The organism is Exiguobacterium sp. s22 (assembly GCF_018617455.1).
In the GTDB taxonomy this organism is placed as follows: domain Bacteria; phylum Bacillota; class Bacilli; order Exiguobacteriales; family Exiguobacteriaceae; genus Exiguobacterium.
The window spans coordinates 21859-37060 of sequence record NZ_JACSKD010000001.1; the positions used below are offsets into that span (position 1 = coordinate 21859).

The window sequence follows — 15202 nt, forward strand, 5'->3', positions numbered from 1 at the left end:
AGGAGGTCAGATCATGGGTCCTTATCAGATTGATTTTACCGTCGTTCAGTATGTTAACAGACAAGTTCAGCCATCCGGTCGGGCGAGTATCGAACCAGTGACACGAATCAAACGTGTCCAACGAATCCGACCTCGACGGGAAGAATGGTTAGAAGAAGAGCAAGAAAAAAACCCCGGTCGCTATGTCGACCGGAGCATATAAGATTAACCTTTGAAACGGAACGTCTCATAGACGTTCCATGTTTCATTTTCAAGTTCGTACATGACGGCCATTCGTGTAATCGTCTCCTCAAAGTGAACCTGTTCCATACGTAGGCGTTCGAGAACATCGAACAGCTCGGCATCGGTCAAATCTTGGCCGATTGTGATGTGTGGTAAAAATTCATACTTTGATGATTGACTGAGTACGTCTTCGTGAAGACGTTGTTGAAGAGTGGACAAATCGCGTGTCGGCAACACCTTCAAATACAAGACATTGTTTGTCGGTGCGAAAGACCGCACGCCATCGACTTTTAACTGAATCGGTTTTGTCGAATCCGCGACTTGTTGTAAATACTCAAGTATTTTCGGCAAGTCATCTTCTGACACCTCGGTCCGCTCTTTGATTGTCACGTGAGGTGAAATTAACGCATATTTTGTGTCGTACCGTTTTCGATAAGAGTTCGCAAAATCTTGCACTTGTTTTGATGGAAATAAGACTACCCCGATCTTCATTCCTCTTCCCCCTTTAATCGTTTAACCTACATATTTATGATGAACGATTTAATGTGGGAAGTCAAAGCAGGGTTCGTCTTTTTTCGATTTTTCAGTATAATGGTTATATCATAGAGAGAGGTTGACTCTCAGAACGAAGGGATGTGAAGCGGGATTTCGATCCTGCGCTAACGATGAAACAGGTACCACACTCAAGAGACGTCCGGGAAGCGGCTCGAGCTCGCTTGCTCGAGCGCGGTGTCACGATTGAATCAATTGCGGAAATCGTCTATCAGATGCAAGCCCCATATTCGCCGCACCTCTCATTAAAAGATTGCAAAGATTCTGTCGAGGCGGTTCTTGACAAGCGAGAGTTGCAACATGCTATTCTTGTAGGCTCAGAACTCGATATGCTAGCTGAAAAAGGTCAGCTATCTGAACCGCTCCTATCGATTATCGCATCCGATGAAGGGTTATTTGGTGTGGATGAGACGATTGCAATCGGGGCCGTTAACACATATGGTTCGATTGCCGTGACGACTTTCGGATACTTAGACAAGGCAAAAATCGGCATCATCAAACAACTCGACACGAAGATGGATGATGGTCAAGTGCATACGTTCATGGACGACCTCGTCGGTGCCATTGCTGCGAACGCTTCAGGTCGATTGGCGCATCGTCTCCGCGATATGATTGATTTTGGTGAAGAAGAAATGCGAGAAAGAAAAGGGTTGTATTGATGAACTGGACACCGCAGAAGGTGGTACTCACCGGGATGGTCGCGTATGTGATCGTGTCGGTGTTTGTCGTTATGGGCGCAGTTGATCCCATGAATACACTCGTGTATGAATGGTTACAGCCCTTGCCGGATCGAGTCTTTGCGTACGTGACCGAACTCGGGAGTGCACAGGTCATTGTCGGACTTTCTGTTTTAGGTTTATTGTTTTGGTTGTGGCGAGGAGAACGCATGGAAGCATGGCGACTCGTACTTGTCGGAGTCGGGACCCTTTTGTTGACACAAGTTTTAAAGCTCGTCTATGGAATCGACCGGCCACTAATCGATGCATCTCTTGATGCGACGACCTATAGCTTCCCGAGTGGTCATTCTTCAGGTTCACTTGCGTTATATGGGTTGATGGCTTACCTGCTTTATAAAAGACGAGAGTCGAAACTCGCTATCATCGTGCTCGTATGTCTTGTCCTTGCGGTATCACTCAGTCGAGTCATCTTAAACGTACATTATTTCAGTGACGTCATTGGAGGATGGCTTGTCGCCTTGACTGTCATCGGGATCTCTGAATGGATCATAAGGAGGAAAATGAATTGATTGTCGTCGTAGACGTAGAGAAATGGCTATTCGTTCAAAAGAAAGAGGCTGATGAAGCACCCGTACCTACAATTTTAGTGGAAAAAGACATCGAAGGCGCAACATGGTTCACTTCGATGAGAATTCTATTTCAACTAAAAAAGTGGACGAGCCAACAACAGTTTGTTCCTCTCTTGTCATGTGAGGAATCCGGTTACCGTGCGTATGAAGTATTTCATGTCGATGCGGTACCGCCGATGGCTTTACTTAACGGAGGACGTACGTTAGTCATCAACAATCAACGGGATGAGTCGTTCGATATCGCATTACGAGAAAGTGGACATCAAACGGAAGAGTCGATTGTAGCGTTTGCCCTCGACTTTATCGAACAAACGACGCATGAACCTGTTCTATTTGCTGGGGATGGAAAAATTAAAGCATCCCGTGTCGTCCCAAATGACTTGTTGGATCCGACTGACCGTTTACAATCAGGGCTCCGCCTATTTGAATGGATGAACGAAGAAGCTACACGTAAGGGGAATTAAGATGACGGATTGGGAAAATACGTTTCAACAATTGTTAGATGGTCAAATGGTTGAGGTAAAGGTGCCACGAGAGGATTTTCTGTCCGTTCGAACGTTACTCATCGAAAAAGGTTGGCTATTTCAGGTCGTAGGAGAAGCTAAACACGGTGGAATCACGATCTACCGAAAAAATCCAGTTGCACCGACTTCATAATGTACGAAGAGACGAAGAATGATTCGATTCACTCGTACGAATACCAAAAACAGGTCTCGCCTCCCAAGTGGAGGTGAGACCTATTTTTTTATGCGTTAGAGGCCAATTTGATTTTTTGTCGTTTCATCTTGTGTAGTAACCATGCATAGAGGACTTCACAAGAGTTGTGAGGAAGGGTCAGCTCCACAAGTGGATGGGCATGACCAAATATAGTGAAGCGCGAATGGTCTTCGTCGAGCAGTGAGACTTGAATGTCGGTCGCATCTTGTAATGCGATGCTTTGTTCCCCTGCGTGAGCATCTTTTAGTTTCAGCATTTTTCCATTCGTCGCAAACTTGGTGAACGATGAGACTCCTTGTACTTTCAGTTGTTCCATTTCGTGTATCTATCCATCGCGTGATGAATAGATTTTCACCTCGCTTTCTCTATATTGCCTTCCATTCCTCCAGAAGGTTATTCCTAGTATAACGCCTCGCTCGAAAAAGAAAAGTGTTAATTTAACAAAAAATTAAGACAATTTGTTATCAATTTTTAAGAATAGCGTTCATGTCCCTTAATGAAGGGAATTCACGTGTAATCATGGGATTGAAAATAACAAAAAAGAACCTCGTGTTAAGAGGTTCTGACGTGTTTCTTACATGTATGACCTTATAATCGTTCGATTTGCCAAGTGCGACGACGATACAATAATTGTCCTTTTAAGGCGATGGACTCTTTTTTTGCATCAAAATCTTCTTCAAGGACTGACATGTCTTCGTAACGACCCGCGACATAGAAGGAAATCACAATTTGTCGATTAAATAGATTACGTTTCGTGTGATCAAAGTCGATGATGAGGCCTTGAGGAGCTAAATCGAGTAATTCGTCAATGACAGGAAGTGGAATTGGGACAAAACTGATATTGCGAATGTCTCGGTCAAGCTTACTTTGCAGCATATTTTGTACGAAACGGTTGATGGTCGACCAGTCTCGGATATAGAGACTGCTGTGCCGATCATTCGCTTCGTTGAAAAAGGCAATCTCATTATCGAGCGAATCAAGAAATGGCTTTTTAAGACCACGCTCCATATGACTTAAAAACAAAATTTCTGCAATCTCATGATCGGACAATGTTTCGAGCGTATTGTGATCAGGAAAGTCGATTGCTGTGAATGTTGTTTGGTTATTCAAATATTTAGACGAGAACGAAGAGAGTTCATGCGCTTCGATATAACGGAAGCGGGACCGCGAGGACTGCCTCATCCCTTTTACATCCGTTCTACAAATAATCATCGGTCTCGTAATCGAAAGTGCATCTGTCACATCGTTCAACGTCACGCCATGAAGCGTGAATCGTTGCACGTCTCGGTCTTGTTTCAAATAAAAGAGTTGTTTTGACATATGGTATCCCCTCAGTTTGACATACTACATTCATAGTAGCAAAAACACATGGTTTCTGCCATCTTCAGCCGGTTCCTGAGGATTGAGTTCGATACATATGGGAAAAGAGAAGTATAATTGAGGAAACGAATAGGAAAGGCGGGTTCCATATGTGGGGATTAAAACGTAGTTTTCCCGAGCTTGCTACGCCCCGGTTTATATTGCGAGAGCTAGAACCGCGTGATGCTAGAGCACTTTATACCATTTTATCCACTGAAGAAGTGATGCGTTATTATGGATCGGACCCGTTGATTGCCGTCTATGAGGCGAAGAACGTGATCGCTTACTTTAAAGATCAATTTCAGCAAGGGAAGGCCATTCGATGGGCCATTTGTGATCGGACGACGAACGAATTGGTCGGAACGATTGGATTTCATAATTGGACTCCGCAATATTATCGTGCCGAAATCGGATTTGAAGTGTCTCCTCACTATTGGAGGCAAGGGGTGGCTTTTGAAGCAGCGGCCGCCGTTATTCAACATGGATTCGAGGAGTTTAAATTTCACCGCATTTCTGCATTAGTCGCACCAGGGAATGAAGGTTCAAATCGCCTCGTTCAAAAACTCGGTTTTATCGAGGAAGGGCTGTTACATGATTATGCTTACAGCCATGGCCGCTTCATGGATTTGACCATGTATCGGTTGCTTAAATCAGAATGGGAAGAAAAGGAGCATCGATTCGTATGAAATCACTCATTTTATTACATGGACTATGTGGTTCGCCACAATATTTCGCACAGTTAGAACCATTGCTCGATGCGGAGGTGCACGCGTTTACGCTTCCCGGTCATGCAGGTACGGAAGTAGGACCGAACACGATGGATCAATTCGCTGACTGGGTCATTGAGGAAATCCGACTTCGTGATTTAGATCGGCCGTTCGTGCTCGGGCATTCGTTCGGAGGCTATGTGGCGACCAATCTTGTGCGTCGTTATACGGGAGAACTTTCAGGATTTGGATTGATTCACTCAACCGCTGCCGCTGATTCAGACGAGGCGAAAGAAAAACGCAATGCTGCCATTCAACAAGTTATTGAAGCGGGAGTGAAACCATTTATCGATGGGATGATCCCTAATGTCTTCTCAAGCGACTCTGACCCGGCGCTCATTCAACAAGCGATTGCAATCGGATACGAGATGACGGTCGAGGGAATCGTGAACGCGCAACAGGCAATCCGAGATCGTGAAAACGAAGTGAATACCATCGAAACGACTGACCTTCCTGGCTTATTCATTTACGGCTCAAAAGACCCGAATATGAATGAGGAGCGAGCGTTTTTAGGTGCGTCACGACATACGAAAGCAATCATTCCGTTTAGTCATATGGGGATGATGGAATCCCCTGAAGAAGAAGCGAAAATCATGAACGAATGGATGCAGGAGGTGGAACATGGAAAAGTATAAATTAATCGCTATGTCCGGAAGTCTTCGGGAACAATCTTTTAACACGGCCCTCCTTCATTCTATCATTAAATTGGCTCAAGATGATTTCGACATTGAAGTCGTCTCCATCGAACTTCCACTGTTCAATGACGATTTGATTGATCCGGATGAACCGGAAGTGGTGGCCGCTTTGAAGCAAGCTGTTCGGGAAGCCGATGGGTTATTGATTGTCACTCCTGAATATAACCATAGCATCCCGGGAGTCTTGAAGAATGCAATCGACTGGTTGTCTCTTGAGCCGGGCACTCCGCTTCGAGATAAACCGGTCATGATTGCAGGGGCCTCGCCGGGCATACTTGGAACGGCCAGATGCCAAATCCATCTCCGACAAGTATTTGCCACAAATCGGGCAAATATTTTACCGGGAAACGAAATTTTCATTACGCATTGTAAAGAAAAGATTGATGATAGTGGGTTGCATGATGAGAGATCGATTAATCAAATCAATAAAACATTATTGGAATATCGTAAATGGATTGATTTTTGGAAGCGCAACGCAAAAAATTAACTTGAAGTCGCTCATGTTGTTTGATAGAAAGGAATTGTGAAAACAAACACAAGAGGAGCGACACCACAATGGAAACTTACATCGAACTGTACAATGGCGGCGAATTAGGGGATCGGGCAGTAATGAACGATGGCATGACATTTGGGCGTATGACGATTGTAGAATTGTTCTATCAATCGAATCACATTTTCGGTTACGTGAAAGAGAATGGTGAAAAACGGTTCTTCCTTGAACCCATTGCAGAGGATGGCACGTTCACTGTGGATGGAGAAACGTATTCACTTCAACAATTTATCGCGTTGTTCTAATAAAATAGATAAATCATTGACGCAAGCGACTCGCTTGCGTTTTTTTGTCATTTTCGTCACGATGAAGAGTGAGGTGATGAGAATGAAACTAGTAGCAATTGAACCAACACCAAGTCCAAATAACTTGAAGATTATCGTGGAGCCTCCGTTTGAGGGGAGAGGTGTCACGTATGACAAATCGAGTACAAATGCTCCTGAAATCATTCAGGAGATCATTTCGCTACAAGGAGTAAAGTCGGTCTATGCGGTATCTGATTTTCTTGCTGTAGAGCGTCATCCGAAACATGATTGGCATGATGTCATGAATGAGATTCGACGAGCGTTCGGGGAACAGGTCGAAGAAATGGATTCCGCTCAGATGGACACGGATTATGAACCGGTTCACGTGTCTGTCCAATTTGTACTTGACGTACCGATGCAATTGAAACTCGTCAAAGGGGACGAAGAAAAACGGGTCGGTCTATCTAAACGATTTGTAGATGCGGCAATGGAAGTCCAGGCACAGGTGAAAAATGTGATTCAAGATCGTCGTTGGGTCGAGCAAGCCCCGCGATATGGTGAATTGGATGAAGTCAGTGTCATTGCGCAAGAGGAACTAGAAGCTGCATATCCACAGGAACGAATTGAACGAATTGTAGCCCGTGCATTTGGACGGGAAGCTGATTTTGAGGCGAATGCAAACCATTTGCAATCGGAAAATTGGAAAGATCGGATGGCGTTCTTGGATGAGCTCGAGATTCGTCATGAAAATATGCCATATTTCCGTCGTGCGTTAGAGGATTCGGTCATGGCGATTCGTCGACAAGCGGTTGTCATGATTGGGATGTTTGAAGACCGACGTGAGGAATATGTCACGTATATCGAACAGGCGCTAGTGGACGCTTCGCCTATTGTAAGACGAACCGCTGGGGATACCGTCTCAGATTGGGCGTTGCCACAATCCCAGCCATCGATGATCGAGGCGTTGAAAGATAAGAATAAACTCGTTCGTTGGCGTGCGGCTCGATTCTTATTCGATTGTGGAGACGAAGACGCTGTTCCGGCTTTATCAATCGCAGAGCAAGACAAAGAATTTGAAGTCTCCTTGCAAGCCCGACTCGCGAAAGAGCGAATTACGAGCGGAGAAACAGCACTCGGGACGGTGTGGCAACAAATTTCGAACCGCTCGAAATAAAGTATCGTTCGACATGTACTGAATCGATTTGATTTACAATTAAAGGTAAAGGGGGGGATCTGCCATGCGGATTACCCCTCTTTTACATAAATTCATATGCACATTTCCCCAATTGACTAACATTTGATGTAAACGTTTCGACAATAGGTAGAACGTCACTGGTTCACTGTCGAACGATAGGACAAATATCTTGGTTTCAACTTGGTACACTAGGCTTATCACAGATGAACAAAGGAGCCATACTTATGATATTGTTTGCAGAAACGCCTGAACTTGTAGCTTATAAGGAAGTAGTAGGAGAAACGATGGTCGTCACGTTCGAATCGATGCACAGTGAAACGTTCTCTATCACGGCTCAAGTCCGGTCCGATCTCGATATCGCAGATTCATTGTTCATGACCGGATGGCAACAATATATGCAAAAAATCGAAGTTTCGTAAAAAAGGTAAATAATATAAGGAAAATCATTACAAACGTCTGCACTTTGTATACACTAGTGCTATAGACGTTTTTTTATTTTGTTGAGGAGAGTGGGACCGATGAAGAAAACCTGGTTGCTCGCCGTAGTGACGGCAATCTTACTAGTTGTAGCGGGATGTGGGAAAGAAGAGGCGAAACCGAGTCAAGTGAACAGTGATTCGTCCGAACCCCCTGCTCCATTGACGCTCGATACGGAAGTCGCTTATGACTCGTCTGCGAATACACTGTCTGCGACGGTCACGATGACAAACCCGAACAAGGATGCAGTCGATGTGACGTTCAACTCGTCACAACGTTTTCAATTGGTTGTCAAACAAGGGAACCAGACGGTATTTGATTACGGCAGCGATTATATCTTTACAGAATCTGTGATTGAAGAGAAGTGGGAAGCGGATGAACAAAAAATGTTCGATGAAGTCTTCCCGTTAGAATTAGAGGCTGGCGAATATACAGTCGAGGTGGTAGGACTCGGTCAAGTCGACGGGGCACCGGAAATGGCTGTGACAGATGAGGCGACATTCACGGTGGAACGACCTGCTACAGAGACACCGGATGATAGCACGTCAGAAACGCCGGAAGAGACACCTGCGTCAGAACCTCAAACAGATGGGGCATTCCGTGATGTGACGATCGATTTGAATGATACGATGATTCAAGTCAGTGGATTCACGGATGAGGTTGAGTTTGAGTGGGCTGTATCTGACGGTCACAACCTCTACGCCCAGGGTGCTGCAGAGGTGACGGGCGGCGGATTCTCCTTTGGGATCTTACTCGATGAAGCACCAGCAAAAGATCAACAACTGTTCTTAGAGATGACGCCGATCGGTGGAGAAGTCACATCATTTAAAATTCAATAATTCTTTGACGGAAACAGTCGTTTCCGTCTTTCTTTTTTTACCGGTAGTTGACGGGTTATTCGGATTATCAGACAATAAAGCAAAATGAGAGAATAGTGGGAGGGTCATCCATGCAACAACACATTATCGAATCAACACACGTCAAACCGACGATCGATCCAAAAGAAGAAATTCGTCGCCGTATCGATTTCTTGAAAACTTATGTGAAACGAGCAGGTGCCAAAGGTCTTGTTTTAGGAATTTCAGGTGGCCAAGATTCAAGTTTAGCAGGCAAGTTATGTCAGCTTGCTATGGAGGAATTGAGATCGGAAGAAGGTGGAGATTATACGTTTTATGCGGTAAGACTCCCTTATGGTGATCAACACGATGAAGACGATGCGCAACTCGCCCTCGAGTTCATCCGTCCGGACAAATCGTTCACTGTCAATATCAAGTCTGCTGTCGATGCATCGGTCGAGGCATTTCGTGCAGCAACAGGTCTTGAGTTGAGTGATTTCCATAAAGGGAACACCAAAGCACGTGAACGGATGAAAGTGCAATACGACATCGCGGCAACATTCGGTGCCCTCGTCGTCGGGACGGACCATGCAGCGGAATATGTGACGGGATTCTACACGAAACATGGCGACGGAGCCTGTGACCTTACGCCGTTGACTGGACTGAACAAACGTCAAGGGAAGGCTTTACTCCATGAACTCGAAGCACACGAGCGAGTGATTTATAAAGTACCTACAGCGGACCTTGAAGATGGCCGTCCTGGACTTCCTGATGAAGTGGCGCTCGGGATGACGTATGACCAACTCGATGACTACTTAGAAGGAAAAACAATCGATTCGAAAATTGCAGAGCGAATCGAAACGATTTTCAAACGGTCACGCCACAAACACCATATGCCTGCCTCACTTTACGATGAGTGGTGGCGATAAAAAAGGAGGAGCTGTCTCGATGACAGCTTCTCCTTTGTTGTCTTACGCTTTCTTGAGTGGGACGAACTGAATGAGTAGAATACATGTAAAAGCGATAAAACTGAGAAGGGGGATGGTTACGAAACCGAAGTAATTCACCCAGCGAATGAGGCAGTCGTTCGTGCAGAAGGCTTCGCCATTCGGAATCCGTTCTAAGATGACGTGATAGAGACTGATACACCATCCGGCACCGGCCATGATCCCTACGAACAATCGATTGACGTCTCGGGCGGTCAACATGATGGTCAAGTAGTAGATGGCGAGTGGATACATAAAAATGCGTTGGAACCAACACAATTTACAAGGCACAAAGAGCATGATTTCAGAAAAATATAAGCTACCGAGCGTTGCGATGGTCGCAACGATAAAGGCGAAATGATGACGTTTCATCAGATTTCCTCCTAACAGTCAAATTGTTGAATAAACATGATATGATACATTGAAACAAATACTTATTCAGTATACAATCTTTCAAACGATAGAGAAACAGGTGACGTGATGCAAGTTTCGGAAGTAGAAGTATTAATTATTCTTGCAGAAGAATTGAATATGCGGAAAGCGGCGGAGCGATTGTTCGTTTCGCAACCAGCGCTCAGTCAGCGACTTGTGACCATCGAACATCAATGGGGAAAGAAGATCTTCGTTCGCTCCACACGTGGACTCGCCTTGACACCGGATGGCGAGAAAATCATTGAGTTCGCTAAAAAAATGTACAGTGAAGAACAGGAATTGAGAGGAGAACTGACAGCGAATCAGGGCGAGGTATATGGGACCTTGAAAATTGCCGTCGCCTCCATCATGGGACAATATTGGCTCCCGAAAGTATTGAAAACGTTCGTGGAACGTTATCCGTCCGTACGTGTCAAATTGGTCACGGGATGGTCTAGCGAAATGATGCGTTACATGCTTGAAGAAAATTTCCATATCGGGATCATCCGTGGAAACCCCGATTGGCGAGGAGAGCGCATGAAGTTGTTTTCGGATTCTCTTCATTTGGTTGATTTAAAGATGACCGACCTGGCACAGCTGAAAAACAACGAGCGATCGTTCATCCAGTTCAAGAGTGACTCGACGTATTACCAGGAAATATTAGAATGGTGGCAGGAACGGTTTTCGAGTCCACCGCTTACGACACTCGTTGTCGACCAAATAGAGACATGTAAACAAATGGCGTTGCACGGAATCGGATTCGCAATTTTGCCGGAGTCGACCATCAAAGATGTGAATGAGATGAATAAGATTCCACTGACATCTTCCGACGGTGTCCCGCTCGTACGGGATACGTGGATGCTTTCGACGGAATCGATGTTGGAATTGGCTCAGGTCCAAGCATTTTGGGACATTGTTGAAGAAGTTACAAAGGAGACGGAATGATGAATTGGGCAATCGAAGCAAGAAGACAGCTACATTTAATTCCAGAGGCTGGGTATGAAGAATTCAAAACACAAGCGACCCTCGAGCAATTGATTCGCTCACTCGACTCACCACGAGTTCATATCACTCATTGGCGGACGGGTCTTTTCGTCCGCGTAGACGGTCTTGTTGGAGAAAAAACGATTGGATATCGTGCGGACATGGACGGACTACCCATCACGGAAGAGACGGGTTTAGAGTTCGCATCAATTCATGAAGGGATGATGCATGCATGCGGACATGATTTGCATATGTCCATTGCGCTCGGCTTAATCAAGCGTGCAGTGGAAGTTCCATTTAACCATCATCTCGTCGTCTTTTTCCAACCTGCAGAGGAGGGCCCTGGTGGGGCGGAACCGATGGCGAAGTCCGAGTTGTTTTATCATTTCCGTCCAGATGCATTGTTCGGTCTACATGTCGCACCAGAGTATCCGGTCGGGATGGTCGCTTCAAGACCTGGTGTCTTATTTGCGAGCGCACGTGAACTTCACATTACCATTCATGGGAAAGGTGGACATGGCGCTTTCCCACACGCAGGAATCGATGCGATCATCGTTCAGGCTGCATTGATTATGCAACTCCAAACGATTGTGTCACGAAATATTGATCCGATGGGAAGTGCGGTTGTCAGTATCGGGAAAGTGACTGCCGGAACGAAAGAAAATATCATCGCCGATACGGCTAAGTTAGATGGAACGGTTCGCGCGTTATCGGACAAAGAGATGGTCGTACTCGAGAGCCGAATTCGTCAAATCATCGCTGGGGTTGAAATGACGTATAACGTTCAAATCGACCTGGAGTTTGGCAATCGCTATCATGAGGTTGTCAACGATGAGCGCTATCTCTATCAATTCGAAGAAGCGGTCGAAGAAGTGGGTTACTCATATAAAACATGTGTCCCGGCCATGACGGGTGAGGATTTTGGATATATGCTCAAGCAAGTCCCAGGATTTATGGTTTGGTTAGGGGTAAACGATATGGGGTCAGGGCTTCATCAATCCACACTCAATCCAGATGAGCGTGCGATTGAAGTAGCCATCGATTTATTCGACCATTACTTCCGAACAGTCATGATTCAATAACACGAAGCGGTCACATCGTAGACCGCTTTTAGTGTGCTTAAAAAGGAGTGAGTGGCTTAGAAAAAGGGAAACATTTATTCATGTAAAGCGACGATTTTGTGGCGATTGCTCAAATGTGAACATTTTGCGAACTTGAGCATTGAGACATTACAGCGCAATATAAAATCATTATGATGTAAGTATCGAAGGGTATTCATCTGTGATTGTCGTTTCATACATGGGTTCGAAGCGATAGAGAGAGATAGGAGGTAATCAATAGATGTTTCAAGATCCTGTCCTGATGAGCCGGGCATTGACGGCACTCACATTAGGGTTTCATGTGATTTTTGCCACACTCGGCGTCGGGGTTCCACTTTTAATCTTATTGGCAGAATTTTTAGGGATTCGTAAAAATGATCCGAAATATACACTCATGGCTAGACGCTGGTCACGCGGCTATGTCGTGACGGTTGCCGTCGGAGTTGTGACAGGTACGGCGATTGGACTTCAATTATCGTTACTTTGGCCAAACCTGATGCGTGTCGCGGGTCAAACGATTGCGCTCCCGTTGTTTATGGAGACGTTCGCCTTCTTCTTTGAAGCGATTTTCCTCGGGATTTACTTGTACACGTGGGATCGGTTTAAAAATCCGTGGCGGCACATGCTTCTCGGTATTCCGGTAGCAGTCGGTGCGTTATTCTCTGGATTCTTTATCACCACAGTAAACAGTTTTATGAACCAACCGGTAGGGTTTGATATCGTCGATGGTCGTCTAGCAAACGTCAGCCCGCTTGAGGCGATGTTCAGTCCGGCCATGCCGACAAAAATGGCACACGTGCTGACGTCCGCTATTTTGACATCAGCGTTCATTTTGGCGGCTATCGCTGCCGTTCAGTTATTACGTCAACGGCGTAATCAACTGGATCAGATGTCGATTGAGTATCATAAGAAGGGTCTCCGTTTGACGATGACCGTCGCATTAATCTTTGCGATTGCGACAGCGCTCGTTGGTGACTTCTCTGGTAAATACTTGGCTCATTATCAACCAGACAAATTAGCGGCAGCAGAATGGCATTTTGATACATCCTCTGAGGCGGAACTGATTCTCGGTGGATGGTTAGAAGATGATGGCGAGGGTGGTTATGAAGTTCGAGGCGCCTTGAAGATTCCATATGCGCTCTCCATTCTTGCAGGTGGTGTACCGAACTATGAGGTCACCGGCTTAGATGAATTTGCAAAAGAAGACCAACCGCCACTCTTTGTCCACTATCTGTTTGATGCGATGGTCGGGATTGGGATGCTTCTCGCGCTCATCTCGTTCTTGTTCGTATTAGGGCGTTACATCAAACGATTGAACCAGTTCAGTAAACCGATGCTCATTGCGATTGCAGCGGGTGGACCGCTTGCCATGGGAGCAATCGAATTTGGATGGTTCTTCGCTGAATTTGGACGTCAGCCTTGGGCACTCTATCAGTTGATGCGTACAAGTGAGGCCGCTACAACTTCGGCAAATGTCGGATGGATGCTTGTCGCTTTCGCGATCCTCTACGTGATACTCGGAACGGTTACTGTGGCTGTACTGTCACGCCTGTTCAAAGAGAATCCAGTAGGGAAAGAACTAAAACAATCCGAACATCGTGGTGAAGCGATGTTTGCGGATGAAGTCTGATCGGAGGGTATGACATGCAAATTCAAGAATTAGGGATTGCCGTCTTGTGGACGTTCTTGTACGGCTATCTCATCGTCGCATCGATTGACTTCGGTGCAGGATTCTTCGCTTTTTACAGCCGCTACACGAAACGGGATCACTTAGTGAATCGACTCGTTAAACGCTACTTGTCACCGACATGGGAAGTGACGAACGTCTTCTTCGTCTTCTTCTTTGTCGGGATTGTCGGATTCTTTCCGGACACTGCGTATTATTATGGGACGGCATTACTCGTTCCAGCCTCTGTTGTGCTCATCTTGCTTGCGATTCGCGGAAGCTTCTATGCGTTTGCGAACTATGGTTCAAAAGAAAGCACATTGTATATGTTTTTATACGGAGCAACGGGTCTCTTGATTCCGGCATCAATGTCAACAGTACTGACAGTCAGTCAAGGTGGGTTCATTACTGAAACAGAGAATGGAGTCATCTTCGACGGGGCGAAGTTATTTACGAACTTCTACTCTTGGACCGTGGTCAGTTTGGCAATCGTGTCCGTTCTCTACATTAGTGCGATGTTCCTGTTGTTTTACGCAGATAAGGCTCGTGACCAAAACGCGGTCGAACTCGTGAGAAAATGGGCGCTCTTCTGGAGTGTGCCGACAATCATCGCATCGGGACTTGTCTTCTTCGGTTTGAAGTCACACGCAGCTTGGCACTATGAGAGCATCTTAGGAGGCAATTGGTGGTGGTTCGCGATGAGTTTCCTCTTCTTCGTGGTTGCCGTTTCCTTCGTATACATGAAGCGGAATTACGGAATTGCGTTCCTGATGGTCATGGGGCAATTCTTCATGGCTTGGTTCGGATACGGGTATTCGCATTTACCATATATCCTATATCCGTACATCGACATTAATGGAAGTGTCGTCAACGAGTCGATGGCAGTGGCGCTCGTCATTGTATTCATCTTAGGATTACTCTTGCTCGTACCGGCGCTCTATCTCTTGCTTCGTTTGTTCTTGTTTGACAATGACTACGTACGCGGAAAACGCTCGAGCGGAAAAGCATAATGTGAACGATGGGATTTCCTTTATATAAAGGAGATTCCATTTCGTTTTTTTATAGAGTTTTTAACAGGAATCAGTTACACTGAACGAAGAATCAAGAAGAGAACAGGTGTAGGAAAGGGATGTA

21 protein-coding genes are annotated in these 15202 nt (G+C 45.6%); 17 read left to right on the forward strand and 4 right to left on the reverse strand.

Features of this window, described 5'->3' with window-relative positions; genetic code table 11:
• Window positions 1-13 precede the first annotated feature (13 nt).
• Complete coding sequence (locus KNO94_RS00115) at window positions 14-202, forward strand: hypothetical protein (protein WP_015881231.1); 189 nt, start codon at window positions 14-16, stop codon at window positions 200-202.
• Between the two features lie 2 nt (window positions 203-204).
• Here KNO94_RS00115 and KNO94_RS00120 read toward each other — a convergent pair whose 3' ends face one another.
• On the reverse strand, window positions 205-714 hold the full coding sequence (locus KNO94_RS00120; RefSeq protein ID WP_214776668.1) for a YjcG family protein: 510 nt from the start codon (window positions 712-714) through the stop codon (window positions 205-207).
• Between the two features lie 173 nt (window positions 715-887).
• Here KNO94_RS00120 and KNO94_RS00125 point away from each other — a divergent pair, with 173 nt between their 5' ends.
• The 4 genes from KNO94_RS00125 to KNO94_RS00140 are packed head-to-tail and all read left to right on the forward strand — an operon-like array spanning window position 888 to window position 2737.
• Window positions 888-1433 carry a phosphatidylglycerophosphatase A family protein gene (locus KNO94_RS00125; protein WP_214776670.1) on the forward strand — a complete coding sequence of 182 codons (546 nt, stop codon included), beginning with the start codon at window positions 888-890 and terminating at the stop codon, window positions 1431-1433.
• Window positions 1433-2020 (forward strand): phosphatase PAP2 family protein, encoded by a 588-nt coding sequence (locus KNO94_RS00130; protein ID WP_214776672.1) that lies wholly within the window; start codon window positions 1433-1435, stop codon window positions 2018-2020. The genes KNO94_RS00125 and KNO94_RS00130 overlap by 1 nt, the downstream gene beginning before the upstream one ends.
• On the forward strand, window positions 2017-2544 hold the full coding sequence (locus KNO94_RS00135) for a hypothetical protein (RefSeq protein WP_214776674.1): 528 nt from the start codon (window positions 2017-2019) through the stop codon (window positions 2542-2544). Before KNO94_RS00130 ends, KNO94_RS00135 begins: the two co-directional genes overlap by 4 nt.
• A 1-nt stretch (window position 2545) precedes the next feature.
• On the forward strand, window positions 2546-2737 hold the full coding sequence (locus tag KNO94_RS00140) for a hypothetical protein (RefSeq protein ID WP_214776676.1): 192 nt from the start codon (window positions 2546-2548) through the stop codon (window positions 2735-2737).
• Between the two features lie 88 nt (window positions 2738-2825).
• On the opposite strand, the gene KNO94_RS00145 is transcribed toward KNO94_RS00140, so the two are convergent.
• Both KNO94_RS00145 and KNO94_RS00150 read right to left on the reverse strand, forming a co-directional pair.
• A complete protein-coding gene (locus KNO94_RS00145; RefSeq protein ID WP_214739855.1) occupies window positions 2826-3113 on the reverse strand; it encodes a hypothetical protein in 288 nt (95 codons plus the stop codon).
• Between the two features lie 272 nt (window positions 3114-3385).
• Window positions 3386-4117, reverse strand: a complete 732-nt coding sequence (locus KNO94_RS00150; RefSeq protein WP_214739858.1) for a hypothetical protein — start codon at window positions 4115-4117, stop codon at window positions 3386-3388.
• 149 nt (window positions 4118-4266) lie between these two features.
• Here KNO94_RS00150 and KNO94_RS00155 point away from each other — a divergent pair, with 149 nt between their 5' ends.
• The 8 genes from KNO94_RS00155 (at window position 4267) to nadE (ending at window position 9850) form a co-directional block, all read left to right on the forward strand.
• Window positions 4267-4842: a GNAT family N-acetyltransferase gene (locus tag KNO94_RS00155; protein ID WP_214776678.1), complete on the forward strand. Its 576-nt coding sequence runs from the start codon at window positions 4267-4269 to the stop codon at window positions 4840-4842.
• The gene (locus tag KNO94_RS00160) at window positions 4839-5558 is read left to right on the forward strand and encodes an alpha/beta fold hydrolase (protein ID WP_214776680.1); all 720 of its coding nucleotides are present in this window, start codon (window positions 4839-4841) and stop codon (window positions 5556-5558) included. The genes KNO94_RS00155 and KNO94_RS00160 overlap by 4 nt, the downstream gene beginning before the upstream one ends.
• Complete coding sequence (locus KNO94_RS00165; protein ID WP_214776682.1) at window positions 5545-6105, forward strand: NADPH-dependent FMN reductase; 561 nt, start codon at window positions 5545-5547, stop codon at window positions 6103-6105. Before KNO94_RS00160 ends, KNO94_RS00165 begins: the two co-directional genes overlap by 14 nt.
• Window positions 6106-6173: 68 nt before the next feature.
• Window positions 6174-6413, forward strand: coding sequence for a hypothetical protein (locus KNO94_RS00170; protein WP_214776684.1), 240 nt, complete (start codon window positions 6174-6176; stop codon window positions 6411-6413).
• 82 nt (window positions 6414-6495) lie between these two features.
• A complete protein-coding gene (locus KNO94_RS00175) occupies window positions 6496-7587 on the forward strand; it encodes a virulence factor (protein WP_214776686.1) in 1092 nt (363 codons plus the stop codon).
• A gap of 245 nt (window positions 7588-7832) precedes the next feature.
• Window positions 7833-8027 (forward strand): hypothetical protein, encoded by a 195-nt coding sequence (locus KNO94_RS00180; RefSeq protein WP_214739869.1) that lies wholly within the window; start codon window positions 7833-7835, stop codon window positions 8025-8027.
• A 99-nt stretch (window positions 8028-8126) separates the two neighbouring features.
• Window positions 8127-8924, forward strand: coding sequence for a BsuPI-related putative proteinase inhibitor (locus tag KNO94_RS00185; protein ID WP_214776689.1), 798 nt, complete (start codon window positions 8127-8129; stop codon window positions 8922-8924).
• A gap of 110 nt (window positions 8925-9034) precedes the next feature.
• Complete coding sequence (nadE, locus tag KNO94_RS00190; protein ID WP_214776691.1) at window positions 9035-9850, forward strand: ammonia-dependent NAD(+) synthetase; 816 nt, start codon at window positions 9035-9037, stop codon at window positions 9848-9850.
• 42 nt (window positions 9851-9892) lie between these two features.
• Here the strand turns inward: nadE and KNO94_RS00195 are convergent, their stop codons facing one another.
• Window positions 9893-10279, reverse strand: coding sequence for a disulfide bond formation protein B (locus tag KNO94_RS00195; RefSeq protein WP_214776693.1), 387 nt, complete (start codon window positions 10277-10279; stop codon window positions 9893-9895).
• Window positions 10280-10387: 108 nt separating this feature from the next.
• On the opposite strand from KNO94_RS00195, the gene KNO94_RS00200 reads away from it, so the two are divergent.
• The 4 genes from KNO94_RS00200 to KNO94_RS00215 all read left to right on the forward strand — a co-directional run bounded on the left by KNO94_RS00200 (window position 10388) and on the right by KNO94_RS00215 (window position 15078).
• Complete coding sequence (locus KNO94_RS00200; RefSeq protein ID WP_214742355.1) at window positions 10388-11263, forward strand: transcriptional regulator CcpC; 876 nt, start codon at window positions 10388-10390, stop codon at window positions 11261-11263.
• Window positions 11263-12384 carry an N-acetyldiaminopimelate deacetylase gene (locus KNO94_RS00205; protein ID WP_214776695.1) on the forward strand — a complete coding sequence of 374 codons (1122 nt, stop codon included), beginning with the start codon at window positions 11263-11265 and terminating at the stop codon, window positions 12382-12384. The genes KNO94_RS00200 and KNO94_RS00205 overlap by 1 nt, the downstream gene beginning before the upstream one ends.
• A gap of 259 nt (window positions 12385-12643) precedes the next feature.
• Window positions 12644-14032: a cytochrome ubiquinol oxidase subunit I gene (locus tag KNO94_RS00210; RefSeq protein WP_214776697.1), complete on the forward strand. Its 1389-nt coding sequence runs from the start codon at window positions 12644-12646 to the stop codon at window positions 14030-14032.
• 14 nt (window positions 14033-14046) lie between these two features.
• Entirely contained in the window at window positions 14047-15078 is a 1032-nt protein-coding gene (locus tag KNO94_RS00215) for a cytochrome d ubiquinol oxidase subunit II (protein WP_214739885.1), read from the forward strand.
• Window positions 15079-15202: the final 124 nt, after the last annotated feature.